This is a genomic window from Roseibium sp. Sym1, assembly GCF_027359675.1.
GTDB lineage: Bacteria > Pseudomonadota > Alphaproteobacteria > Rhizobiales > Stappiaceae > Roseibium.
In genome coordinates, this window is the sequence record NZ_CP114786.1 from 5,619,986 (window position 1) to 5,644,762 (window position 24,777).

General features: G+C 62.0%; 23 protein-coding genes. 13 read left to right on the forward strand and 10 right to left on the reverse strand.

Annotated elements, in window-relative coordinates:
• The first annotated feature begins 62 nt into the window (after positions 1-62).
• Positions 63-1,250 carry a ribonuclease D gene (rnd, locus tag O6760_RS26045; protein WP_269582565.1) on the forward strand — a complete coding sequence of 396 codons (1,188 nt, stop codon included), beginning with the start codon at positions 63-65 and terminating at the stop codon, positions 1,248-1,250.
• 256 nt (positions 1,251-1,506) lie between these two features.
• On the opposite strand, the gene O6760_RS26050 is transcribed toward rnd, so the two are convergent.
• The 6 genes from O6760_RS26050 to O6760_RS26075 form a co-directional block, all read right to left on the reverse strand.
• Positions 1,507-2,688: an IS4 family transposase gene (locus tag O6760_RS26050; RefSeq protein ID WP_269582566.1), complete on the reverse strand. Its 1,182-nt coding sequence runs from the start codon at positions 2,686-2,688 to the stop codon at positions 1,507-1,509.
• A gap of 250 nt (positions 2,689-2,938) precedes the next feature.
• Entirely contained in the window at positions 2,939-4,459 is a 1,521-nt protein-coding gene (locus O6760_RS26055; RefSeq protein ID WP_269582567.1) for a Ppx/GppA phosphatase family protein, read from the reverse strand.
• Between the two features lies 1 nt (position 4,460).
• Complete coding sequence (locus tag O6760_RS26060) at positions 4,461-6,686, reverse strand: RNA degradosome polyphosphate kinase (protein WP_442969833.1); 2,226 nt, start codon at positions 6,684-6,686, stop codon at positions 4,461-4,463.
• Positions 6,687-6,817: 131 nt separating this feature from the next.
• A complete protein-coding gene (locus O6760_RS26065; protein WP_269582568.1) occupies positions 6,818-7,498 on the reverse strand; it encodes a DnaA ATPase domain-containing protein in 681 nt (226 codons plus the stop codon).
• 4 nt (positions 7,499-7,502) lie between these two features.
• Positions 7,503-8,600, reverse strand: a complete 1,098-nt coding sequence (locus O6760_RS26070; protein ID WP_269582569.1) for an AI-2E family transporter — start codon at positions 8,598-8,600, stop codon at positions 7,503-7,505.
• Positions 8,601-8,652: 52 nt separating this feature from the next.
• The gene (locus tag O6760_RS26075; protein ID WP_269582570.1) at positions 8,653-9,531 is read right to left on the reverse strand and encodes a LysR family transcriptional regulator; all 879 of its coding nucleotides are present in this window, start codon (positions 9,529-9,531) and stop codon (positions 8,653-8,655) included.
• A gap of 131 nt (positions 9,532-9,662) precedes the next feature.
• Here O6760_RS26075 and O6760_RS26080 point away from each other — a divergent pair, with 131 nt between their 5' ends.
• The 5 genes from O6760_RS26080 (at position 9,663) to O6760_RS26100 (ending at position 14,908) form a co-directional block, all read left to right on the forward strand.
• Positions 9,663-10,076, forward strand: a complete 414-nt coding sequence (locus O6760_RS26080) for an MAPEG family protein (protein ID WP_269582571.1) — start codon at positions 9,663-9,665, stop codon at positions 10,074-10,076.
• A 191-nt stretch (positions 10,077-10,267) separates the two neighbouring features.
• Positions 10,268-11,344, forward strand: a complete 1,077-nt coding sequence (gene purM / locus O6760_RS26085; protein WP_269582572.1) for a phosphoribosylformylglycinamidine cyclo-ligase — start codon at positions 10,268-10,270, stop codon at positions 11,342-11,344.
• A complete protein-coding gene (gene purN / locus O6760_RS26090; RefSeq protein WP_269582573.1) occupies positions 11,341-11,988 on the forward strand; it encodes a phosphoribosylglycinamide formyltransferase in 648 nt (215 codons plus the stop codon). Before purM ends, purN begins: the two co-directional genes overlap by 4 nt.
• A 71-nt stretch (positions 11,989-12,059) precedes the next feature.
• Positions 12,060-13,712: a Na/Pi cotransporter family protein gene (locus O6760_RS26095; protein WP_269582574.1), complete on the forward strand. Its 1,653-nt coding sequence runs from the start codon at positions 12,060-12,062 to the stop codon at positions 13,710-13,712.
• A gap of 218 nt (positions 13,713-13,930) precedes the next feature.
• Complete coding sequence (locus O6760_RS26100) at positions 13,931-14,908, forward strand: DUF808 domain-containing protein (protein ID WP_269582575.1); 978 nt, start codon at positions 13,931-13,933, stop codon at positions 14,906-14,908.
• A gap of 152 nt (positions 14,909-15,060) precedes the next feature.
• On the opposite strand, the gene O6760_RS26105 is transcribed toward O6760_RS26100, so the two are convergent.
• Positions 15,061-15,426 carry a hypothetical protein gene (locus O6760_RS26105; protein WP_269582576.1) on the reverse strand — a complete coding sequence of 122 codons (366 nt, stop codon included), beginning with the start codon at positions 15,424-15,426 and terminating at the stop codon, positions 15,061-15,063.
• A gap of 380 nt (positions 15,427-15,806) precedes the next feature.
• Between O6760_RS26105 and O6760_RS26110 the strand changes: the two genes are divergently transcribed.
• The gene (locus O6760_RS26110) at positions 15,807-16,334 is read left to right on the forward strand and encodes a helix-turn-helix transcriptional regulator (protein ID WP_269582577.1); all 528 of its coding nucleotides are present in this window, start codon (positions 15,807-15,809) and stop codon (positions 16,332-16,334) included.
• A gap of 34 nt (positions 16,335-16,368) precedes the next feature.
• Here the strand turns inward: O6760_RS26110 and O6760_RS26115 are convergent, their stop codons facing one another.
• Positions 16,369-17,103, reverse strand: coding sequence for a GntR family transcriptional regulator (locus O6760_RS26115; RefSeq protein WP_269582578.1), 735 nt, complete (start codon positions 17,101-17,103; stop codon positions 16,369-16,371).
• 256 nt (positions 17,104-17,359) lie between these two features.
• Here O6760_RS26115 and O6760_RS26120 point away from each other — a divergent pair, with 256 nt between their 5' ends.
• The 6 genes from O6760_RS26120 (at position 17,360) to O6760_RS26145 (ending at position 22,803) form a co-directional block, all read left to right on the forward strand.
• On the forward strand, positions 17,360-18,352 hold the full coding sequence (locus tag O6760_RS26120) for an ABC transporter ATP-binding protein (protein ID WP_269582579.1): 993 nt from the start codon (positions 17,360-17,362) through the stop codon (positions 18,350-18,352).
• A 65-nt stretch (positions 18,353-18,417) separates the two neighbouring features.
• Positions 18,418-19,710 carry an ABC transporter substrate-binding protein gene (locus O6760_RS26125; RefSeq protein WP_269582580.1) on the forward strand — a complete coding sequence of 431 codons (1,293 nt, stop codon included), beginning with the start codon at positions 18,418-18,420 and terminating at the stop codon, positions 19,708-19,710.
• A 71-nt stretch (positions 19,711-19,781) separates the two neighbouring features.
• Positions 19,782-20,714 carry an ABC transporter permease gene (locus tag O6760_RS26130; RefSeq protein ID WP_269582581.1) on the forward strand — a complete coding sequence of 311 codons (933 nt, stop codon included), beginning with the start codon at positions 19,782-19,784 and terminating at the stop codon, positions 20,712-20,714.
• Between the two features lie 3 nt (positions 20,715-20,717).
• Entirely contained in the window at positions 20,718-21,557 is an 840-nt protein-coding gene (locus O6760_RS26135; RefSeq protein WP_269582582.1) for an ABC transporter permease, read from the forward strand.
• Between the two features lie 7 nt (positions 21,558-21,564).
• Positions 21,565-22,227 carry an aspartate/glutamate racemase family protein gene (locus tag O6760_RS26140; RefSeq protein ID WP_269582583.1) on the forward strand — a complete coding sequence of 221 codons (663 nt, stop codon included), beginning with the start codon at positions 21,565-21,567 and terminating at the stop codon, positions 22,225-22,227.
• A 165-nt stretch (positions 22,228-22,392) separates the two neighbouring features.
• Positions 22,393-22,803 (forward strand): EF-hand domain-containing protein, encoded by a 411-nt coding sequence (locus O6760_RS26145; protein WP_269582584.1) that lies wholly within the window; start codon positions 22,393-22,395, stop codon positions 22,801-22,803.
• 150 nt (positions 22,804-22,953) lie between these two features.
• On the opposite strand, the gene hdcA is transcribed toward O6760_RS26145, so the two are convergent.
• Complete coding sequence (gene hdcA, locus O6760_RS26150) at positions 22,954-23,829, reverse strand: histidine decarboxylase, pyruvoyl type (protein WP_269582585.1); 876 nt, start codon at positions 23,827-23,829, stop codon at positions 22,954-22,956.
• Between the two features lie 162 nt (positions 23,830-23,991).
• Positions 23,992-24,684, reverse strand: a complete 693-nt coding sequence (locus O6760_RS26155) for a GNAT family N-acetyltransferase (RefSeq protein ID WP_269582586.1) — start codon at positions 24,682-24,684, stop codon at positions 23,992-23,994.
• Positions 24,685-24,777: the final 93 nt, after the last annotated feature.

A 24,777-nucleotide genomic window follows, 5' to 3' on the forward strand; every position in this document is an offset into this window, starting at 1 on the left:
GCTGAAAAATTACCATTTCGTGGCGACAAAGGGGCAGAACTCGGGTATAGGTTTCGGTCACCATGCATGTGATTACAAAAACAAAAGATCTCGCCGCTGCGTGCCAGCGCCTTGCCGCCCATGACTATGTGACCGTGGACACGGAATTTCTCCGTGAGACCACCTTCTGGCCGAAGCTCTGCGTCATCCAGATGGCTGGCCCGGACATGGCCTTCATCGTCGACGCTCTGGCCGAAGGGCTTGACCTTCAACCCTTTTTCGACCTGATGCGTGACGATGGCGTGACAAAGGTGTTTCACGCGGCGCGCCAGGATATCGAAATCATCTACCATCTGGGCGAACTGATTCCCGCGCCCCTGTTCGACACCCAGGTCGCCGCCATGGTGTGCGGTTTCGGCGACAGCATTTCCTACGACCAGCTGGTCTACAAGGTGACCGGCGCGCGCATCGACAAGTCATCGCGCTTCACCGACTGGGCCCGGCGCCCGTTGACGGCCAAGCAGCTCGACTACGCGCTGGCCGACGTGACCCATTTGCGTGATGCCTATCAGTTCCTGAAGGCGAATCTCGCCGAACAGAACCGCAGCCACTGGGTCCAGGACGAGATGCAGGTGCTGACATCCGTCAACACTTACCGCACCGACCCGGAACAGGCCTGGAAGCGGCTGAAGCTGCGTGTGCGCAAGCCGATCGAACTGGCCGTGATGATGGAGGTCGCCGCCTGGCGCGAACGGGAAGCCCAGTCGCGCGATGTTCCGCGCAGCCGGGTGGTGAAGGACGACGCCATCTACGAACTCGCCGCGCAGCAGCCGCAGGACAGCGAGGCCCTCGGCCGGCTCAGGACAATTCCGCGCGGTTTCGAGCGCTCCAGGTCGGCCGACGATATCCTCAAGGCGGTGAAACGGGCCCTCGACCTGCCCAAGGCCAAGTTGCCGAAACTTCCCAAGGGACGCCAGGCGCCGGACGGTTCCGCCGCCGCGGTCGATCTCCTGAAGGTCTTGTTGAAGCTGGTCAGCGAAGCCAACGGCGTCGCCGCAAAGGTCATTGCCACGGTCGACGATCTCGAGAAGATCGCCGCGGATGACGACGCGGATGTCGCGGCACTGAAAGGCTGGCGGCGGGAGCTCTTCGGCGAGACCGCCCTGAAGCTGAAACGCGGCGAAGTCGCCCTCGCCTTCCAGAACCGGCAGATCGTCGCGCTGGACCAGAAGGCGTCACAGGCGGAAGTGGAAACGCAGGCGGCGGAATAGGCTTCGGAACTGCCGACGGTATGCAAGCTTCCCCACAGACCAAAGCGTCATCCTGAGTGTCTGGCCTGAAAGTGATCCAGGACGCAGTTTTCATCGTTCCTGGCACAAACTCGCCCCCTCTCGGTTGTCATCCCCGCGAAAGCGGGGACCCAGCAACCTCATGAATCCGCTAAATAAATTTAGATCCAGCCTCACGGTGTCCTGGCTTCCCGCTTTCGCGCACAGCTGTCCGGGATTTTTGTCGTGCAGTCGGTTTTCATGCGAGTTGCAACTCCAGCTGGGGTTTTGGTGGTCTGAGGCGCGGTGGTCTTGGTTTGGGTTTATGACGCGCGGAGAGGTCAAGGGGGTTGAAGAGGGCGACTTTCAATCGTGCCATGAGATCCTTGAGGGTGCCTTTGTGTGCCTTGGCACAGGTGTCCTTCAGCAGCCTGAGCAGGAGGAAGGCGATGAGGGCGACATAGAGCTGGATCCTGACGGCATTTTCGGAGCGTCCGAGGAAGGTCTTGATCTTGAGGTTCTGCTTGATCCACTTGAAGAACAGCTCGATCTGCCAGCGCTTCTTGTAGAGTTGGGCGATGTCCTCGGCCGAGCGCTCCATGTCGTTGGTGACCAGCCGCAGAGGCTCCTTGTTCTCGCGCTCGACCAGGATCTCGCGCAAAGTTGTGCCGAAGAGCGGGTTGTCCGCCCCGCCACGGGGCTTCTTGTGACCGACCTTGAGACTGTTGTCGGCGAGGATGGGGGCTTCGAGCTGGTCCGTGTTCGCGCTGACCTCGCGCCGGCGGGCGTTCTTCTTCAGGCGGGTGACGAAGATGGCACCGGCCTGATGGAGGCCAAACCACCAGGAATAGTCGGCAAACCCTTTGTCGAACACATAAGTCGCCCCCGGCGTGATGGTGATGGCGCGGGCAAAGGTCGTGTCACTGACCTTGGGCGAGGTCAGGTCGAAGCAGGTCGGATGCTTCGTCTCGGGGTCATAGTGAACGTAGAGCTTGAGGCCGCGCACCCGGCTGTCGGCCTCCGGCCAAGCGAAGCGGGCATCGCGCAGTGGGATCGGCGAGGCGTCTATCAGCTCGATCAGGCCCTTGCCTTCCTGGCGCAGCCTGCGGGTCACGTCGCTCATCAGGTGGCCGGCCAGATCGCGGAAGACCGCCGCCGGGCGGGCGGCGTTGGCGTCCGACAGCGTCGACTTGCCGGGAACTCTCAGCCCCAGGTGGTAGAGCGCCTCCGGCCGGGCCGCCAGGGCCTGCTCGATCTCGCGCAGGCTGGAAAGGCCGGCCAGTTGGGCGAACAGCAGGGCCTTGAGATGGCGCTGGCAGGTCCAGGCCCCGTCTCCCTCGCCAACACCGTGGTTGCCCTTGTGCTCGCTCACCACACGGTTGACCACACGACGGTCGAGCGGTTCCAAAACGCGGTGAAAGGCGGTACGAATAAACGGCACGGCAGGCCTCCAAAAATCAAGTTTGGCGACAAGATTTTTGACCTCAACCGCAGGAAATGTCTGCCGTGCACTTTGACTCACCCCTAAAATCCCGGACAGCTGTGCGCTTTCGCGGGAATGACAAAGGTGAGAGAAGCATTCGCCCCGGCCGTCACTTTCGGGCCAGACACTGAGGAGCGCGCAAAACGGTCCTCCTCAGGATGAGGCTGTTTGGTATGGCTTATGCTTTGAATGCTGCAGGCCGCCGCCCCTAACCAGCCGTCACCTCGACATCGACCTTGATCACCTTGCCGAGCTGGTTCGCCCGCTTGCGCAGACGGTCGCCGTCAAGACTGGCCAGCTCCGTGCCCAGCTTCAGCGACAGCGTCTCACCGGCCTTGTCGATCCCGACCTTGGGCAGAAGCCCGGCAATGGATGCGCTCAGCAGCGAGGCGACCCGCAGCGTTGCTCCCAGCACCTTGGCGCGGATACGCAGGCGGTCGGTGAACAGTTCCCGGATCACCGGAGACAGGTCGCCTTCCCGCAGACCCTGGTGCCGGTAGAACACGGCCGCGGCCAGGTAGGCCCGGCTGGCATGGTCCAGGCCCACAAAGGACGCGTTGGAGATGATGTTGAGGCTCTGTTCGCCGCGATAATCCGGATGTGCGCGCCAGCCGATGTCGGACAAGAGACAGGCCGCATGCCGCAGCCGCGTCTCGTTCGCGGTTTCCTCGATGCCGAGTTCCCTGAACAGCTTGTCGGTCCAGCCGATCAGTTCCTCGGCATGCTCCGGCGAACGGGCACGCAAAGTGCACAATTCCCGGGCCGCCTCGATCACCGGATCATGCGCCTGCATGGCCGCGGACAGCTTCTCATGCAGCAGGCCTTCCCGCACACCGGTCGCCGAAAACACAAGGCGTTCCGCCTTCATCGATGTCAGCACCTGTTCCAGGACGACCGCCCCGATCGGCACCAGCGACCGCCGCTGCTTGGAGACGACCTCGGCCATCTCGATGCCTTCCAGGTTCGGAACCGCGATCTTGCGGCAGAACTCGATCGCCTCGTCGGCGGCAATCTCGTAATTGTGCATGACGTGTAGCGGATAATTGTTCTGGAACAGATGCAGCCGGCCGAGGGAGCGCCAGGTGCCGCCGACCGCGTAGAAAGTGCGCTCTCCCGGCACCAGGTCCGGCCAGTCGAACCCCTTCAGGGCCGCTTCGGTCAGCTTCTGCGCCTTGGCGATCTTGCCGTCCGCCTCTTCGGAAAGGCGCAAGCCGCCGAGCGGAAAGGTCGCGCCCTGTTTCGGCGCCTTGTCGGCGATCTCGACCAGTTCCAGACTGCCGCCGCCCATGTCGCCGACAATGCCGCGCGGCTGCCAGAACCCGGCAATCACGCCAAGGGCGGAATAATAGGCTTCCTCGCTGCCATCCAGAATGCGGACCGGCGCGTCCAGGGACCGCTCGACCTCGTGCACGAATTCGGCGCCGTTGGCGGCATCACGCGCAGCTGCCGTCGCGACGATGTAGAGCTCCTGGCAGCCGGTATGGTCGATCAGCGCCTTGAACCTGGCCAGCTCGCCTAGTGCCAAGCCGACCGACTCGTCCGCCAGGCGGCCGGTGGCGGCGACACCCCGGCCAAGCCCGGCGAGCAGTTTCTCATTGAACAGCATGGTCGGCGTGCGCGCCTTGCGCTCGTAAATCACCAGGCGGACGGAGTTTGAACCGATGTCCACGACCGCGACAGGTCCGGTCCCGTTGAGACGGCCTCTGGAGGGCTTGAATTTGCCTGGCATTCTAACCTCGTTTTTGCCGTTCCAGGAACGGCTTCGGACGGTCACTCTTCAATGACTTGCCCCGCCCGGACAGTGAGGGATTGGTCATGAAATACTGGTGGGCGTTGAAAGGTTCCTCGTTCGCCTCCGGAACGATCCTTTCGTGGCTTCCGTCCGACAGGATACGCCAGCTCTGCTGGTTGTCCTTGAGGTTGGCAACCATGATCTGGTCCAGCACCTGCTCATGCACGGTTGCGGTCAGCAACGGGGTCAGCACTTCCACGCGCCGGTCGATGTTGCGCGGCATGAGGTCGGCGGAACCGATATAGACGTGGGCCTCGGGCGACGGCAGGCCCTGCCCGTTGCCGAAACAGAATATCCGGGAATGCTCGAGGAACCGGCCGACGATGGACTTCACCCGGATATTGTCCGACAGGCCTGCGATGCCCGGACGCAGGCAGCAGATGCCGCGGATGACAAGATCGATCTGCACCCCGGCCTGGCTGGCCCTGTAGAGCCCGTCGATGATCTCCGGATCGACCAGCGAATTCATCTTCATCCAGATCTGCGCCGGACGGCCTGCGCGCGCATGCTCGATTTCCGCCTCGGTCATCTCCAGCATCCGCTCGCGCAGATTGACCGGCGAGACCATCAGGTTGTTGAGTTCCGCCGGACGGGCGTAACCGGTGATGAAGTTGAACACCCGGGCGGCATCCTCGGCGATGCCGGGATCGTCGGTGAAGAACGAAAGGTCCTCGTAGATGCGCGCGGTGATCGGGTGATAATTGCCCGTGCCGATATGGCAATAGGTTTTCAACTGGCCATGCTCGCGCTTGATCACCATGGACAGCTTGGAATGGGTCTTCAGTTCGATGAAGCCGAAGACGACCTGGACCCCTGCCCGCTCCAGGTCGCGCGCCCACTTGATGTTGGCTTCCTCGTCGAAGCGGGCCTTGAGCTCAACCAGCGCGGTGACGGATTTTCCGGCCTCGGCGGCCTCGGCAAGCGCCTTGACGATCGGCGAGTTGTTGGACGTCCGGTAGAGCGTCTGCTTGATGGCGACCACGTCCGGATCGCGCGCCGCCTGGCGCAGGTACTGCACCACCACGTCAAAGGATTCGTAAGGGTGGTGGACGACGATGTCCTTCTGGTGGATCGCCGCCAGGCAGTCGCCGCCATGCTCGCGGATGCGCTCGGGAAAACGGGCAGAATAGGGTTCGAATTTCAGATCCGGCCGCTCCAGGTCGACAATCTGCGACAGGTTGTTGAGAGCCAGGAGGCCGTTGGCCAGGAAAATTTCGCTTTCGCTCACGCCAAGCGCGTCGGCAACAAATTCACGCAGCGCCGGCGGGGTCGTCTCCTGGATCTCAAGGCGGATGACCGATCCGCGACGGCGGCGCTTCAGCGCGCTTTCGAACAGACGGACCAGATCTTCCGCCTCTTCCTCGATTTCCAGGTCGCTGTCGCGGATCACCCTGAAGGCCCCCTTGCCGCGGATCTCGTAGCCGGGAAACAGGCGGCCAATGAAGAGGCTGACAACCTTTTCAATGGCGATGAAACGCGCCGCGCCGTCCTCGCCGTCCGGCAGCTGCACGAAACGGTCGACCTGGTTCGGAATGCGCAGAAGCGCGATCATGCCACGGCCGCCCGAGGTCGGCACCAGTTCGAAGACGATCGAGAAGCCCAGGTTCGGAATGAACGGGAACGGGTGGGCCGGATCGATGGCCAGCGGCGTCAGGACCGGGAAGACGTAGCTGAGGAAATAGTCCTGCAGCCAGGTCTTGTCCGATCCCTCCAGCGTGTCGCCGTGCAGGATCTCGATGCCCTTCTCGGCAATCTCGCGGCGCAGTTCGACCCAGATCTTCTGCTGCGAGGCCTGAAGATCGCGCACGGCGTCACTGATCTTCTGCAACTGTTCCGTGGGCGTCAGGCCGTCATCGGACAGATTGGTCACTTCGGCGCGCTGCTGGCCACGCAGACCCGCGACCCGGACCATGAAGAATTCGTCGAGATTGTTGGCGGAAATCGACAGGAACCTGACCCGCTCCAGCAGCGGGTGATTGGCGTTCATGGCCTCTTCCAGGACACGCAGGTTGAACTGCAGCCAGGAGAGTTCGCGGTTCATGAATCGAGCAGGAGACGTCGCCAGCTCACCTTCCGGAACCACCAGGTCGCCGTTCTGGACCGGGTTTTCGGAAGTGACCGCGGAGGCAGGCAAGATGTCCGAAAGAGCAGGCGTTTCGTTCATGGCGTCGTCCCTTTTCCCGGCCGTAGCGCAACCGTGACCGCAGACAGGCCCACCCTGTCACTGCCGCGTGCCGCCGTCACTAGCATGGACTGCCGCCGCCACAAATGACAGTCCTGTGGCAGTCCCGCAGATTATTGGCCTTTATGCACATTTTCCAAAACCCTGCCAGCCAGAGGTTTTGTGATCTTGACACGGCCTGCGAGCGCTTCCTGGTCGATGGCCTCCACCGCCCTGAGCGCGACCTCCAGGGACCGCTCCATGCGCACGACCAGGTAGTCGACCACGCTGAGATCAATCGCGATCTGCCGGTCGGCGAACAGCTTCACGAGGACGCGGCGCAAGAGGTCGTCGTCCGGTTCGAGAATTTCCACGGGCGTTGCCGCCCGCAGGCGTGATATCAGGTCGGGCAGCGTGATTTTCCAGCTTGCAGGCCAGGTCCGGCTGGTGATCAGAACGGTCTTGCCCGCTTGCCGGGCCGCATTGAGAAGATGAAACAGCGCGGTGTCGTCGATGCCAAGATGGGCGTTCTCCACCACAGCGGCGGGCGCCGCCACGAGGGCCTCGACATCGGCCTCACGCAGGTTCGGGGCGTCCTTTACGGCGGCGCCGGTTTCGTCCTGAAACGCCTTGACCAGATGGGTCTTGCCGGATCCGACCGGTCCCGCCAGCACAACCACCGGCGAGGGCCAGTCCGGCCAGCGCTCCAACAGTTCGAAGGCAGCCCGGTTGGAGCCGCCAACCAGGAAATCGTCGCGGCTGAGCGCCTCTTCATGTGGCAGATCTAACGGCAGCTGGCGCGGAGGTTCCGCCATGTTGTTACTCGGATACTTCTTCGTCTGGAACCGCCACCGGGCGGCCCGTTCCCTTATAGACCGGGCTTGCGAGATACTGCTTCAGGGCAAATCGCGCAAGCACGCCGATCATGGCCGCCGCGGGAACCGCCACCAACATCCCCACAAATCCAAAGAGATATCCAAAGGCAAAGAGGGCGAACATCAGGGAGACCGGATGCAGGCCGGTGCTTTCGCCAACCAGCTTGGGCTGCAGGATGTTGCCTTCCAGAAACTGGCCGACGCCGAAAATCGCGGCGACCGCGATGATCCAGGGCCAGTCCGGCCAGAATTGCACCAGCGCCACACCGATAGACAGGATCATGCCGAGCCCTGCCCCGACAAAGGGAATGAAACTGACAAGACCGGCGGCCATGCCGATCAGAAGGCCGAAATTCAGGCCGACCAGCGCGAGCGAGACGGCATAGAAAGACCCGAGGATCACGCAGACGGATACCTGGCCGCGCACGAAACCGGCAACCGCCTGATCCATTTCCCGTGCCAGGCCGCGGATTTCCTCCAGGTGGTCGCGCGGCAGCCAGCCGTCGATGCGGGCCACCATGTGGTCCCAGTCCAGAAGCAGGTAGAAGGCGACGACCGGTGTGATCACGAAAAGGGACAGGATCGACAGGAGCGCCTGGCCACCACTCCACAGCGATTGCGCCAGCTTGCCGACAAAGGACGCGCCCTGGCCGATCAGGTTGGACATGGAGGATTGCAGGTCTTCCGCGCTGATGCCCGCAACGCTCGCCAGATCCGCGGGAAAATACTGCGACAGGAGGGATTGCAGCTTGCGCACCAGATCCGGAAACCGGTCCAGGAACAAGGCCAGCTGGTTGCCGAGCAGCGGCAACAGCAGAATGAAGAACAGCACCAGGACCAGCACGAAGCTGGCAAGGATGGTGAGTGTCGCCCACATCCGCGCCATGCCCAGTTTTTCAAGCCTGTCGCAGACCGGGTCGAGCAGATAGGCCACCGCCATGCCGGCAACGAAGGGCAGCAGCACGCCGGAAAAGACATACAGAAACAGGCAGAGGACAGCCAGGGAGACCAACCAGAACTGGACCTGACGGCGAAGTGTCATTGATGGCGCTCCTCGGATCTCTCTAAACCACAAGCATATGCTGCAGATGGGCTTAAACCCCGGTAGCGGTCAAGTCCAGAGACGGAACATGTTCGCTGTCACCGGACCTCAGAAAATCGAAAAGGGCGCGAACCCGGGCGGTCTGCCGGAGTTCCTCGGGCGCCAAAAGCCAGACACCGAGCGAGAAACAGGGTTCGGGCACGAGACACGCCAGATCCGGCTCTTGCGCCGCGATCTCCACGGGAAGTGCACCGACCCCCATGCCGGATCGAACAGCCGCCAGCATCATCAGAGGTGTCGGAAGGTAGCAGCTTGAAACCGCCTTCGGCACATGCCGTTTTTTCCACTCCGCCGAGCGTTCGCGGCAGTCGCGAGAACTGTATTCCAGCCAGGGCAACGCATCGAGCGGTCTTCCGTCGGAGGTCAGCTCCCGGTGGCCAAAGACCGCGAAGTTGAAACGGCCGATTTCATGACCGAACAGGTATCCTTCCGGCGAATTGGTCAGCCGGAGGGCCACTTCGGCATCGCGCCGGGACAGGCTGAGAACTTCCGTTTCGGTGGAAACGGCCAGTTCGATATCCGGAAAACGCGACCGAAACTGCGACAGGAGCGGCATGTACCGCCACACCAGAATGTCGACGCTGGTCAGCGATATCCGCCCGGACAGGCTGCTGTCTCTCCCGGCGACACGCCGTTCAAGGCTCGCCAGTTCCTCCGCGATCCGGTCAGCGCTCTTGAGCGCCTCCTCGCCCGCTTGCGTCAGAACCACACCATCTCCAACCCGTTCCGCCAACCGGGTTCCGAAGTAGCGCTCAAGCAGACGTAATTTGCGCGCCACGGTCGTGTGCGAGGTGTCCAGGCGCCGGGCAGCGGCCGAAAAGGTCCTTGCCTCCGCAAGAGCCACCAGAAAGGTCAGGTCGCCGGCCTGCATGATGTCTCCTTTGCAGTTGAACAATTTTGCACATCACTAGCACATATTCTTCGATTGCCCGAACATCGTTGCAGATCTACTTGTCCTTCTGCCGGGCCATTTCGGTCTCCTCGCAGCAGAAAGACAGTTTCATGGAAATCATCGTCCTGATCGGCATCGCTGTGCTGGTCTTCTTGTCCGCGGCCGTGCAGCACGCCAGCACGGCCCTTGCCCGCGGTGTCGGCTTTGTCATGAGCGACCGGTCGGAGCCGTTGCCGGAAACCGGCTTCACCGGCCGTGCACGCCGGACCCTGCAGAACACCCTGGAATCTTCCGCGATGATGGCACCTCTCGCCGTGGTGGCTCTCGTCACGGGAGCAGCGACACCCGTCACGCAGGCCGCCGGCGCGGTCTACCTGGCGGCGCGTCTGACCTTCTGCCTGGCCTACTGGCTCGGCATCAGCCTGGTGCGTTCGCTGAGCTGGGCCGCCGGCATGGCTGCCATCGCGGTGACGTTCACCGTCCTGACGGTGCAATTGCTTTCCGCAGCCGGTGGCGGAAGCTGAGAAGAAGATGATCCCCTCACGGGTGCGGCGGACGGCAGTCATTCCGGTGTCCCGTCTCACCCGGCCAGCCCCGATAGGTGAGGCTACCGGAGCGCAAAGCGGGGGTTATGCTGGCCAAGCTCTTGTTTTCCGCCGCGCCAGACTGTAAGCCGCGTTGGCACAGCCACACGCACGCAGTCCTGGAGTGCCCCATGAGCGAATCCTCTGGATCCAACGGTCTGACCTACGCCGATGCCGGGGTCGATATCGACGCCGGAAACGAACTGGTGAACCGCATCAAACCGCTGGTCAAGGCCACGTCGCGCCCGGGCGCCGACAGCGACATCGGCGGTTTCGGCGGCCTGTTCGACCTGAAAGGTGCAGGTTTCGACGATCCGATCCTGGTGGCGGCCAATGACGGCGTCGGCACCAAGCTCAAGATCGCCATCGAAACCGGGCAACATCGCACGGTCGGCATTGACCTTGTTGCCATGTGCGTCAACGACCTTGTGGTCCAGGGCGCCGAACCGCTGTTCTTTCTCGACTATTTCGCCACCGGCGCCCTGGACGTCGCGACCGCGACCGACGTGGTCGCCGGCATTGCCGACGGCTGCAAGCTGGCGGGCGCTGCCCTGATCGGCGGTGAAACCGCCGAGATGCCGGGCATGTATGTGGAAGGCGACTATGACCTTGCCGGGTTTTCGGTCGGGGCCGTGGAACGCGGCCGGATCCTGCCGCGCAAGGATGTTTCCACCGGTGACGTGCTGCTCGGCCTCGCTTCCTCAGGCGTTCACTCCAACGGCTACAGCATGGTGCGCAAGATCATCGAGCTTTCCGGCCTGACCTGGTCCGACACGGCGCCCTTTGCAGACGGCAAGACCCTCGGCGAAGTCCTGATGGAGCCGACCCGGATCTACGTCAAGCCGCTTCTGGCGGCCCTGAAGGCGACATCCGGCATCAAGGCACTTGCTCATATCACCGGCGGCGGTCTTCCCGAAAATCTGCCGCGCGTGCTTCCCAAGGACTGTTCGGCCCGGATCGATCTCTCGCGGATTTCCGCACCGGACGTATTCGGCTGGCTTGCAAGCACCGGCGGCGTCGCCGAACCGGAAATGCTGCGCACCTTCAATTGCGGCATCGGCATGGTCGTGGTCGTTGCCGAAAACGAAGCCGAAGATGTTATCCGCGTGCTCCAGGACCAGGGAGAGACGGTCACCGGCATCGGCCGTATCGAGGACGCGGGCGCAACGCCGGTGATCTTCGACGGCAGCCTGGGCTTCGGCGCATGAGCCGAAGAAAGACAGCCATCCTGATTTCCGGCCGCGGCAGCAACATGAGCGCGCTGATCTCGGCCGCCATGTCACCCGACTACCCCGCCGAGATCGCCCTGGTCCTGTCCAATCGCCCGGACGCCAAGGGCCTGGAACGCGCGGCCGAATTCGGCATACCGACAGCAGTGGTCGATCACACGGAGTATTCCGGTGACCGGGAGGCCTTCGAACGGAAGGTTGATGCCGTCCTCAAGGACCACCAGATCGAGGTCGTGGCGCTCGCAGGTTTCATGCGCATCCTGACCCCGTTCCTGGTCAATGCCTGGGCGAACCGGATGATCAACATCCACCCGGCCCTCCTGCCCTCTTTCAAGGGTCTGGCGACCCATGAACGTGCGCTGGAGGAAGGCGTCAAGCTGCACGGCGCCACCGTGCATTTCGTCTCCGCCGAAATGGACGACGGCCCGATCATCATCCAGGGCGCCGTTCCCGTGCTCGATCGGGACACGCCGGACACGCTTGCCGCCCGCGTCCTTGAGGTGGAACACAAGATCTACCCCAAGGCGCTGGCCCTGGTTGCCAGCGGCAAGGCCAAGGTCACCGGCGCGCGCGTCAGCACGGGTGGCGACGGGGCGAACGTCGGCGACCTGGTCTGGCCGTAATCCGGCCAATGCGGAGTCGGCGAGTGATTAGCCATCTTTGCGACCAACGCCAAATCGCCTAAGCTCCCGACATGATACTCAACGTCCTGTCCGCGCTCGGCGGTGTCGGGCTTTTTCTGGTTGGCATGCTGCTTCTGACCGACGGCCTCAAGGCCCTGGCGGGCAAGCGCATGCGCGACGTGCTGGCACGCTTTACATCGACGCCCGTTTCCGGGGTCGCCACCGGCACGGTGGCGACGGCCGTCGTCCAGTCCTCCAGCGCGATCACCGTGGCCGCCGTGGGGTTCGTTGCCTCCGGGCTGCTCACGTTTCCGCAGTCGCTGGGCATCATTCTCGGAGCGAATATCGGCACGACTCTCACCGGTTGGCTGGTTGCCATTCTCGGCTTCAAGATGGACCTCGGGCAGATCGCAATGCCCTTCGTGTTCCTGGGCGCGGTCATGCGGCTGGCCTTCAGGGGCAAGACGGCCCTGGCCGGCCAGGCCCTGGCCGGATTCTGCCTGATCTTCATCGGCATCGAGCACATGAAGGACGGTCTCGATGCCTTCAGCGGCCTTGTGACCCCCGCCGACTTCCCGCCCGATACGCTGTTCGGCCGGCTGCAGCTGGTCTTCTTCGGCATCGTGATCACGCTGGTCACCCAATCTTCCAGCGCGGGCGTGGCCACGGCCCTGGCCGCGCTCGGTGCCGGTGCAATCAACTTCCCGCAGGCCGCGGCGCTCGTGATCGGCATGAATGTCGGCACCACCTTCACGGCGGTGCTTGCCACATTCGGCGGCGGCACGATGGCACGGCGCACAGGCGCGGCGCATGTTGTCTACAACCTCATGACCGGGCTGATCGCGGTTCTCCTGCTCACGCCGTTCAGCAATCTGGTGGAAACCCTGGTCAATGGCGGCAGCAGGAGCGGTGGCGGTGACGGCCAGATCGCACTGGTTGCCTTTCACAGCCTCTTCAATATCGCCGGTGTCCTGCTGGTCCTGCCCTTCACCCGGCCGTTTGCACGGCTGATCGAGCTGATCATTCCGGAAAAAGGCACACCTTTGACCCGCGCGCTCGATCCGCTGCTCTTGAGCGAACCACGCACGGCGACCACGCTGGCGCGGCAGACCGTCGAGGACCTCACGGAAGAAGTGGTTACGATCCTGCGGGCGCGGCTGACGCCGCCTTCGGCCCGGCAGGCGGATCCCGACACGCGCGACGTAGCCCAGGCGATCACCGAAACGCGCGCCTATCTGGACAGGATCCCGCTAATTGCCAATGACACCGAACATGAGCAGCAGATCAGGGGGCTCTACCACAGCCTGGATCATCTCGGGCGGCTGCTCTACCGCTGCAGCCAGACGGAACGCATCGCGGAGCTGTTCAGGGACCATCGCCTCAACCGGCTCCGGAATCTGCTCAACCGGACAATACGTCCCGCAGCTTACCGGGACCCGTCTCTGCCTCCTGTCGATCCCCTTGACTGCGAACATCGCCTGAACCGGCTTCGCACGCTGATGCGCCGCCAGCGCCGCCAGATGCGCGACAGCCTGATTGCCCGTGCGGCGGCCAGGACCCTGCCTGAAAAAGCAATCTGGCTGAAGCTGGATGCCCTGCGCTGGCTACACCGCGTCGCGTATCATCTCTGGCGGCTGCAAGTGCACCGAAATGCCCTCGCATCGGCCGAAATCCCCGTTGTTTCGACAGAAGAAGAGGCAAGGCTCGACGTTGATCACGAATGACCGGAACCGATTGCGACCTCGTGCCGGCCTGCTGCGTCGAGATCTTTCGCCAGACAGCCTTTCGGCGTTCCGGCAGGCGATGATTTTTCGCCACCTCCCGCGGCAACCTCGAAAACCATGCGCCGAGTGACCGGTGTTGTGGAAAATTCACAGACCTGCGGCAAAACTGTGAAAACAGGGTATGGTCCCTCACGGAAGAGACCTGATTTGGAGCTGACATGAGCGGATTGCTAGCCCTGCTGGATGACGTTGCCGCCATTGCCAAGGTTGCAGCCGCGTCCGTGGACGATGTTGTCGGCCAGGCCGCAAAGGCCGGCGCCAAGGCGGCAGGCGCCGTCATCGACGACGCCGCGGTGACGCCGAAATATGTCGCGGGTTTTTCTCCTGCCCGTGAAATTCCGATTGTCTGGCAGATCGCGAAAGGGTCACTCAAGAACAAGCTCCTGTTCCTGCTGCCTGTGGGCTTGCTGCTCAACGCCTTCATTCCAGGGATCATCACCCCGCTCCTGATGCTGGGCGGAGCCTATCTGTGTTTCGAGGGCGCGGAGAAGATCTATCACATTTTCAAGCCGCATCATCATGATGCCGACGAGCCCGAAGGCTTTGTTCCCGATCCGTTGCATCTGGAAAAACAGAAGGTTGCCGGGGCGATCAAGACAGACTTCATCCTGTCGGCGGAAATCATGACCATCGCGCTGGCCGAGATTCCCGACGGCTCGATCTGGATGGAAGCGGCAACGCTGGCCGTGGTCGCCATCGGCATCACCGTGATGGTCTACGGATCCGTTGCGCTGATCGTCAAGGCGGACGATTTTGGCCTGCACCTGTCGCAGGAAGGTCAGTTTGCCGCCACCCGCGCCATCGGGCTCGGCATCGTCAAGGCGATGCCCGGCTTCATGAAGATCCTGATGACGGTCGGCACGGCCGCCATGTTGTGGGTCGGCGGATCTATCGTGCTGCACGGCGCGGATGTTCTCGGTTACGGGCAACTCTACCAGGTCATCCACGACATCGCCCACGGCGCTGCCCTCGCCGTCCATTTCGCCGAAGGTTTTGTCACCTGGGCCGTAACCGCGGCCCTCGACGGCGTCTTCGGCCTTGCGCTCGGCCTGGTGCTGATCCCGGTGGCAGAGAAGGTGATTGCTCCGGTCTTCGGACTGTTCAAGCGGAAGAAGGTTGGCGCCGAAGGGCAGTGACACTTTCCGCGATCAACTGATCGCGGAAAGTTTTGTCTGACGGTCACCGGATCTCGGACTGCTTTCAGCACATTCGGTCCCTTGGAAGGACCTCCTCCCGGTCATGAGGCGGTCAAGCAGGTGCCGTAAGGAAAACCTGCCTTCGGCGGTCCTCAGTCATCGTCACGACCGTCGCTGTCGTCGCCACCATCGTCGTTGCTGTCGTCGCTGCTGTGGTCGTCACGACTATTGTCGTCATCTCGGCCGTTGTCGTCATCTCGGCCGTTATCGTCGTCACGGCCATTGTCGTCGCCACGGCCATTGTCGTCGTCACGGCCGTTATCGTCGCTTCGGCCGTTGTCATCGTCTCGGCCGTTGTCGTCGTTCCAGCTTTTGCTCTCCGTCCCACGGTCATCATCGGAACGTGAGAAGTCGCCGGAAATCAGTTTTTGCAACAAGCCGTTCTTGCCTTCCGCCATCGCTCCCGATGATCCGGTGAACAGCAACGCGCTTGCCAACACCACGTGCACCAGTTTCATTTTCAGTCTCCTCGTTTAAGGTACGTTTCACATCCCCAATTGCACGGCACCGCACACGGCAAAACGTGCTGGTCGTTTCAAAAAACGACCCTTCTTCTCCAGAACGGGCAGCGTTGCCTCTTCATGTCCGCTCACCCAAGAAAAAACCCGAACCCAACAAACAAGCATGAAATTAAACCTTCAAACTGTCACAGTTGTTCGATACGTATTTTCACTTATATTTCACTTTGCTTACCACCGACATTCTCCACACATTCAATTCAAGAATTGAGATTGATGAATACGGTAATTCACAATTGATTTTCTGATGAAAATGTCCATAAGCAGATGCTTATCCCGTCCAAGACGCATCCTTTTTTGGGTATAACTGGAGACAGACGATGCAATGGAGCTGGTCATCGCTGGGACACCTGAAGGCCTCACTGCGTTTCTCAACGCTCCTGGCCATCGTCCTCCTGCAAGCAGCGAGTGCGGTCTTTTTCATCGGTGACGTTTTCTGGGAGTTCCGCAAGTCCGGCTTCATCGGCCACACCGGATTTGAGGGCCTGGCAACGCTCGGACTCGTTTTAGGTGTCCTGTTCGGCATTTTTGAAATGGCGCGCATTCAACGTTCTGCCGACATGGCCGAGAACTCGCTCAAAATCGCGGCTGATGCCTTTGGCGACCTGATCAGGGACCGGTTCGAGACCTGGGCCTTGTCGAGTTCGGAACGGGAAGTCGCGTTGTTGACCCTGAAGGGCTTCGACGTGAATGAGATCGCGCGGTTCCGCAAGACCGCCACCAGCACGGTGAGGGCGCAGCAGGCAAGCATTTACGCCAAATCCTGCACCCACAACAGGGGACAATTCGTGTCCTCCTTCATCGACGCTCTGGTCGAAACGCCGCTGGTCGCACGTCAAACCGGCTGAGCACGGCCGGGAACAGCATAAATCGGGGTAATCCTCAGACCCGCAGCGCCTCGCTCAAGGAAGTTCCCCCCGCCAGCTTCTCCTTCAGGTCAAGACCGGAGTGCAGGTCGATGATGTGGCTTTTCTGAATGCTGTCGGCGGCTGCGCCGTCGCGTTTTTCAAAAGCGTCCATCAGGGCATGGTGGGAATGGCTTTCACAGGCCGTGTCGGACCGCTTCCAGTAGAGCGCGATGATCAGCGACGAACGGGAGATCAGCGAACGCACCATGCCTGCATAGATGCGGTGATCGGCAATGTCCGCAATTTCGGTATGGAAGCTGCCCGAGAGAAACAGGGCCCTGCCCATGTCGCCGGCATGAAGCGCCGCATGCTCGGCCTCCAGGTGATCGTAAAGGTGGCTGAGCTGCCCTTCCGTGATGACCTCGGCTGCCATCCGAGCAACCGCGGGTTCGATCAGGGCCCGTGCCTGGAAGACTTCGTGGGCCTCTCGGATCGTCGGCTTGGCGACGAAAGCCCCCCGGTTCTTTTCGATCGCGACAAGGCCGGAATGGGCCAGCGCCTGCAAAGCCGCGCGCACCACCGTGCGGCTGGCGCCGTAGATTTCCCCGACCTCGTCCTCGGACAGCTTCAACCCTGGTGCCAAACGGTGCTCCAGTATGGCGGCCTGCAGCTTCAGGCAGATGTCGAGTGCCCTGCCCTCCGGAAGGGCGAAGACCTCATGCAATCTGCTGCTGCGGGTTAATGCGGCGGTTGTCACAAGTCTTGTCATTGTATTTGGAGTACCCGACGGGTCGAATGGTGAACTGATCCTACTCCGCGGTCCGCTCACCGGCAATCCAAGATCGTATACAATTTTTAATCACTTCGTATTGCATTTGCCGATTTATTGTGCACTTTTTTTGAACACGATTATGAACGGAGTGACAGCTCACCAGCCGGACTCTCGAAAATCAGCCGATTTTTGACATTGGCACGGTGCTTGCTGTTGCAGGACCCAAACTGTTTTCTCAAGGAGACGTCCGGAGATGGCGAAGTCCCTCGATCTGGAATTGGCGGCAACCACCAAGATGTATGGCGACACGGTCGCCGTCGACGCGATCGATCACAGGTTTGTCGCCGGATCCTATTCCTGCCTGCTGGGCCCGTCCGGCTGTGGCAAGTCTTCGACACTGCGGATGATTGCCGGCCACGAGAGTGTTTCCACCGGCGACATTCTCCTGGGCGGCGCGAACGTGACCGACCTGCCCCCGGCCCGGCGTGGAACCGCGATGATGTTCCAGAACTATGCGCTGTTCCCGCATCTTTCCGTCATCGACAATGTCGCCTTCTCCCAGAAGATGAAGGGGATCGAAAAGCCGGTGCGCCTGAAGAAAGCGCATCAGCTCCTGGAGCTGGTCGACATGGATGCCTACGCCGAGCGCCTGCCGGCGCAGCTCTCCGGTGGCCAGCAGCAGCGCGTTGCGCTCGCCCGCGCCCTGATCACCGAACCGTCTGTCCTTCTGCTCGACGAGCCGCTGTCGGCGCTCGACCCGTTCCTGCGCATCAAGATGCGCCTGGAGCTGAAGAAACTTCAGCGCGAACTCGGCATCTCCTTCATTCACGTGACCCACAGCCAGGACGAGGCGCTGGCGCTCGCCGACGACATCATCGTCATGAATGGCGGCCGGATCGAACAGGCCGGCAGCCCGCGCGACGTCTTCAACGCGCCGGCGACGGAGTTCGTTGCCCGCTTCATCGGCGGCCACAACGTGCTGCAACAGCACGGCGCGAGCGTTGCGCTCAGGGCCGACCGGCTGCTGGTGAAGAAAACGGCCGGAGAAGATGGAGCCTTGCTCACAGCGAACGTCCGGGACGTCGAATATCTGGGTTCCACCGTCAACCTGGCGCTGGATGCCGGCGGCGCGGGGGACCTGACTGCCGCACTTACCGACGAGGCGTTTTTCCAGGATCCGATCGAGATCGGCGCGACCGTCTTCCTGACCTGGAAGCCGGAAGACGCACACCAACTGGCGGCCTGAGGGCGGCCGTTCACGGCCGTCTCCCACGGCCAAACAAAACTCCAGAGGGGAACAGGAGTAGGAAAATGACAAAGAAACTCGACACCAAGGGCGTCAGCCGCCGCAGCATCCTGAAGGGCGGCGCCGCCGTTACCGGTGCCGCGCTCGGTTCCGGCGCGATCACCGGCTTTCCGACCATCTGGGCGCAGAACATCAAGGACGTGACCCTGCGCCAGTTCGGCACCGGCGTCTCCAACCTCAACGAGGTGGCGCAGAAGGTGAAGGAAGATCTCGGCTTCACCCTGGAAATGACCGCGCTCGACAGCGACGCCGTCACCCAGCGTGCCGCCACCCAGCCGGACAGCTTCGACATTGCCGACATCGAATACTGGATCTGCAAGAAGGTCTGGCCGACCGGCAACCTGCAGGCCATGGATACGTCGAAGATCAAGAACTACGACAAGATCGTCGGCATCTTCAAAAGCGGCAAGCTGACCCCGGAATCGGTGATTGCCCAGGGCACCGCGCCGCACACGGTCGGCTTTGTCGACGGGCCGGACGGCAAGAGCTTTGCCGGTGAGGAAACCGGCTGGATGACACTGATCCCGACGATCTACAACGCCGACACGCTCGGCATCCGCCCGGACCTGATCGGCCGGCCGATCGAGAGCTGGACCGAGCTGCTCAACCCGGAATTCAAGGGCAAGGCCTCGATCCTCGACATCTCCTCCATCGGCATCATGGATGCGGCCATGGTCTGCGAAGCCATGGGCGAGATCCAGTATGGCGACAAGGGCAACATGACCCGCGAAGAGATCGACAAGACCATGGCGATCTTCACCGAGGCCAAGAAGAACGGCCAGTTCCGCGCCTTCTGGAAGACCTTCGACGAGAGCGTCAACCTGATGGCTTCGGGCGAAGTGGTGATCCAGTCGATGTGGTCGCCTGCGATCACGGCCGTCAAGTCGCGCGGCATCCCGTGCGTCTACCAGCCGCTGAAGGAAGGCTACCGCTCCTGGGGCGGCGGCATCGGCCTCTCGAAGAGCCTCTCCGGCCTCGAGCTGGAAGCGGCCTACGAATACATCAACTGGTATCTCGACGGCTGGGTCGGCGGCTTCCTGATGCGCCAGGGCTATTACTCCGCCGTGCCGGAAACCTCCAAGAACCACATGGACGAAAACGAGTGGGGCTACTGGTTCGAGGGCAAGGAAGCCACCGGCGACATCACCAGCCCGTTCGGCGACGTGCTTGCCAAGGCCGGTGAAACCCGCGACGGCGGCTCCTTCTACGACCGCATGGGCGCCGTTGCCTGCTGGAACGCCGTCATGGACGAGAACCAGTACATGGTTCGCAAGTGGAACGAGTTCATCGCCGCCTGAGGCTGATCTTTTGCAACCTTCGCCCGGGACCACGGCCCCGGGCGCTCCCTTTCCAACCGGACCGGAACCACATGACGGACCAGACGCATCTCTTCATTCACAAGGACACCGGAGCCGCGCCGGCAAAGTCACGGACACCCTTCAGCCTGAGCCGGTTGCCCGATGCCGTTACCGGATGGCTTTTGTCGCTGCCGCTCGCGCTGGTGCTGTTCTTCTTTCTTGTGCTGCCGATCGTCATGATCGTTGTGGTCAGCTTCTGGGGCGCGACCGAGTTTTCCATCTATCCGGCATTCCAGTTCGACAATTACGAATTCCTGCTGACCTCACCAGTCACCTACCAGGTGTTCTTCAACACCATCAAATACGCGCTGATCACCTGGGCCTTCACGCTGGTGATCGGCTTCACGGTCGCCTATTTCCTGGCCTTCCACGTCAGGACGCTGACCTGGCAGATCGTGCTGTTCCTGCTGTGCACGATCCCGTTCTGGACGTCCAACATCATCCGGATGATCTCCTGGATCCCGTTCCTGGGCCGCAACGGCATCGCCAACTCGACGCTGATCTCCATGGGCGTGATCGACGAACCGCTGGACTGGCTGTTGTTCTCCGACTTCTCCGTGATCCTGGCCTTCGTCCATCTCTACACGCTGTTCATGGTGGTGCCGATCTTCAACACCATGATGCGCATCGACAAATCCCTGATCGAGGCGGCCTATGACAATGGCGCGTCCGGCCTGCAGACCCTGACCAACGTGATCATTCCGCTGACCAAGCCGGGGATCATGATCGGCTCGATCTTCGTGGTGACCCTGGTGATGGGCGATTTCATCACCGTCCGGTTCATGTCCGGCAGCCAGTCGGCCAATGTCGGCCGGCTGATCTCCAACGACATCGCCCTGCTGCAATACCCGTCCGCCGCGGCGACGGCCGTGATCCTGCTTGTCACCGTGCTTCTGGTGATCTCGATCCTGCTGCGCTTCGTCGACATCCGGAAGGAGCTCTGAGCCATGGATAAACGTTCCCGCTCCTTCTATGTCCTTGCCGCCTTTTTCACGCTGTTCCTGGTGTTCCTCTACGGCCCGACGATCACCATCGCGATCCTGTCGTTCCAGGGGCCGCAGGGCGGCCTGACCTTCCCGATGCGCGGCGTGTCCCTGCACTGGTTTCATGACCTCTTCCAGCAGCAGGCGGTGGGAGATATCTGGGGGAGTTTCGCCCGCTCGCTGACCCTGGGGCTGATGGTGATGGTGACGACCGTCGTCGTCTCGGTCATGGGCGGTCTCGCCTTCCGCAAGCGTTTCCCGGGCTCGGGCGTGATCTTCTACCTGATCATCACCTCCCTGGTGATCCCGTCGATCCTTGTCTCGCTCGGCGTCGGCCTGATCTTCTCTCAATCAGGCCTTTCCGTGCACTGGTCGACCTCCGGCTTCGGCTCCCAGCTCACCTGGACCCTGCCTTTCGGCCTCCTGATCATGTTCGCGGTGTTCAATCGGTTCGACAAGTCCTACGAGGAAGCCGCGCGCGACCAGGGCGCCACCGCCTGGCAGACGGTCCGTCATGTCGTGCTGCCGATCATCGCGCCGATGCTGATCGGGGTCGCCCTGTTCGGCTTCACCCTCTCCTATGACGAGTTCGCCCGCACGCTGCTGACGGCCGGCAGCTACAACACGCTGCCGCTGGAAATCTACGGCATGACCACCAACGTGACCACGCCGGTGATCTTCGCCCTCGGCACGCTCACCACATTGTTCTCGTTTCTCGTGATCGGCCTGTTCCTGGCCATCGTCGTGACGCTCAACCGGCGCCGGTCGCGGCTCGGCTCGGATGCCGGCAAAGGGCTTGTCTGAGGCCCCCATGAAAGAGACCCACATCCTCGTCATCAACCCGAACACGACGGCCTCGATGACGGACAAGATCGCGGTGGCTGCTCGCACCGCAGCCGGTCCTGCCTGCCGGATTACGGCCATCAATCCCAGGCATGGACCGGCAGCCATTCAGGGCCCTGACGACGGGGCCGCCGCCCTGCCCGGTCTTTACGCCTTGTTCGACCATACACTGGAGAATGACAACAGCATCAGCGCCGTTGTCATCGCCTGTTTCGACGACACCGGCCTGTTCGAGCTGAAGGCCCGTTCGCCCGTCCCGGTGATCGGCATCGGCGAAGCCGCTTATCATGTCGCCTCCGTCGCCGCGCTGAAGTTCTCGGTCGTCACCACCCTGCCCGTCTCGGTGCCGGTGCTGGAGGAAAACCTCCGCCTCCTCGGCCTTGCCGCCCGTTGCGCGCGGGTGCGCGCCTCGGACGTGCCGGTTCTGGAACTGGAAAACCCGGAAAGCGACGCCCGCCACCGGATCGAGCAGGAAATCGAGAAGGCCCTGGAGGAAGACGGCTCCGGCGCCATTGCACTCGGATGCGCCGGCATGGCGGACCTTGCCGCCGATCTGACAGCCAAGTTCCGGGTGCCGGTGATCGACGGAGTGGCGTCCGCGGTGAGGCTGGTGAAAGCTGTGCTTGACTGACCCGGACGGAGAGGCGGCCTCCGCGTTCCGGTCGCTCTACCATATCGATCAATTCCGGCTTGATCCTCATCAACATCCCCGCGAAACGAAACTGGTAGAATGCACAGGTCTACCGGAGACCGCTGCAGCGTAGGCGCCGGCTCCGGCGAAAGCAGGAGACCTGTGATGAAAAAACCAATCGCAATCACGGCTGCCGGCCTTGTCCTTGCCGCCACAATCGGAAGCGTGCAGGCACAGCAAAACGGCTACATGATGAACCGGGGCGGACCCGGAATGATGCAGATGCCCTCGGACTACCAGAACCATCCCATGTTTGGCCGCGGCGGCCGATATCGGATGATGGGCCCTGGCATGATGGGATCCGGAATGATGGGACCCGGCATGATGATGGGCGGCATGATGGGACCGGAAATGATGGTGTTGATGATGGACACCGACAATGACGGCAACCTGTCCCTGGAGGAATTCCAGGCGGTCCATACCAGGATGTTCAACTACCTGGACAAGAACGGCGATGGCCAGCTCACCGGCGAAGAACTCCGCAACCGGTGGCAGCAGGACGATGACGACGACTGATCAGACTGCACGCTCCGAAAACCGGCGTCGAAACCTTCGCAACAAGCGGCTTCAGCCAGTTGCCGCAGAGCGCTCGATGGGCCGAAGACCGGTTTCGCTTCGTTGCGTCAGGTTGCCGACGCCCTCCTGCGGCTTGCGCACCCGCGCCTCTTACCGGAACCCGACCGTCTGCTCCCAGTCGCTCAGGGTCAGGTCGTAAAGCGTGTTGAAGCCGGAGGCCGGGACCGCCCGCTGGGCCAGCGTGATATAGGGCGCGACCGTCAGCGCTGTGCCGACGAAACCCGGCTTCATGATCACGTAGGCATAGGACATGAAGGTGCGGTCATAGAGCACCGACTGGTCCTTGCCGCACGCGACGATGCTCCAGGCGACCGCCTTCTGGTGCTCTTCGAGGAAGGCTTTCAGGTCGGCCTCGTTGTCGTTCTTCGTCCAGGTCCCGGCGTCCTCGATGAAAAGGTCGGCCGAATTGTACCGGTCCCGGGTGATGGACAGGGCGATGTAACACCAGACGCCGTAAGCCTCGCCCTTGTCCGGGTTCGGCTCACCTATGCGCGGCCGCAAGTTGGTCGTGCTCTTGTTGGCGCAGATGACATGGGCGCCGGGTGCCGGCGGGAAGCGGCGATGCGGCTCGGTGCCGAACAGTGCAATGCCTGCGTCGATCAGAGGCCCGGCGTCATAGACCGGCAGGTCGGAACCGTCATACTGCTTTGCGGTGAACATCGGTTTCAGCGTGTTCAACGCGCTGTTATAGGCCAGATCGTAGCCCCAGACATTGCCGGCAATGCCGCAGAAGGAAGACGCCGTTTCCATGTTGATCTGGCCGATATAGGCGTCATTCGCCTCGGCGCGGTCATAGGCAACAATGCCGTCGAGCAGAAAATCGTCCGTCTTTTCAACGGTTCCGGTGGCAACCTTGACGACCGACACATAGCCGTTGCCGATGTTGCCCGGACGCGCATAGCCGTCGCAATAGGTCGGATACCCGCTGACGGCGGTTCTGTCGATGGTCGAGATTGTCTTGCGCATTGGCCCCTCATTTCCGCTTGTGTCTGCAACGAAAGCGTGAAAATTTCCCCGCCACGTCATTAAACACCTGCACCCGGGGCATTTCAATTCAATGCGTCATCCATCTCGGGTTTCCACAACCGGTGCACTGTCCCGACGCCGGCAAGTGCTGCCCGGAGGGCCTCACACCGCTCCGTCCGCATTGCCGAGACATTCGGCCAGCCGCCGTTTTTGCCGGCCGTTATCCGCGAAATTCTCCGGAGACAACCAGGCCTCGTAGCCGTGTTTCAGTGCCGGCCATTCCTTGTCGATGACGGAAAACCAGGCGGTGTCCCGGTTCCGGCCCTTGACCACCAGATGTTGGCGGAAGACGCCCTCTTCGCGAAAACCGAAGCGCAGGGCCGCGCGTTTCGACGGTGTGTTGGCGTTGTTGCACTTCCATTCGAACCGCCGATAACCCAGGTCGTCGAAGACATGTTTCATGAAGAGATACAGCGCTTCCGTCGCCGCCCGCTTTCTGGAGATCAATGGCCCCCAGTAGATGTTGCCGATCTCGATGACGCCGTTTGCCGCATCGATGCGCATCAGGGTCTGCCGTCCCGCAACACGCCCGCTCGCCTTGTCGACGACGGCAAAGAACAGCGGATCCTCGCTCAAGGCCTTTTCCGTGAGCCAACCCTGAAACTCGGCCTCCGAGGCCGGCGGATATTCGGGCAGCCACCGGAAACGCTCATCCGCGTCCGCCACGCTGGAGGCGGCATAAAGCTCCTTGCCGTGGCGCACCGGATCCAGCGGTTCGAGCAAGACATATCGGCCGTCCAGGGGCGCGCGCTCCGGCCGGGCGCGCGCCGTCCATGTGCTGAGGTCTTCTGTCATCGGGTCCTCCGGAATGGTGTTTCGGTGCTATCTAGCAAGCGGGCGGCGGTGCTGAAAGATCCAGTTTCTCAACTCCCTTGGGACCAGGCCCCG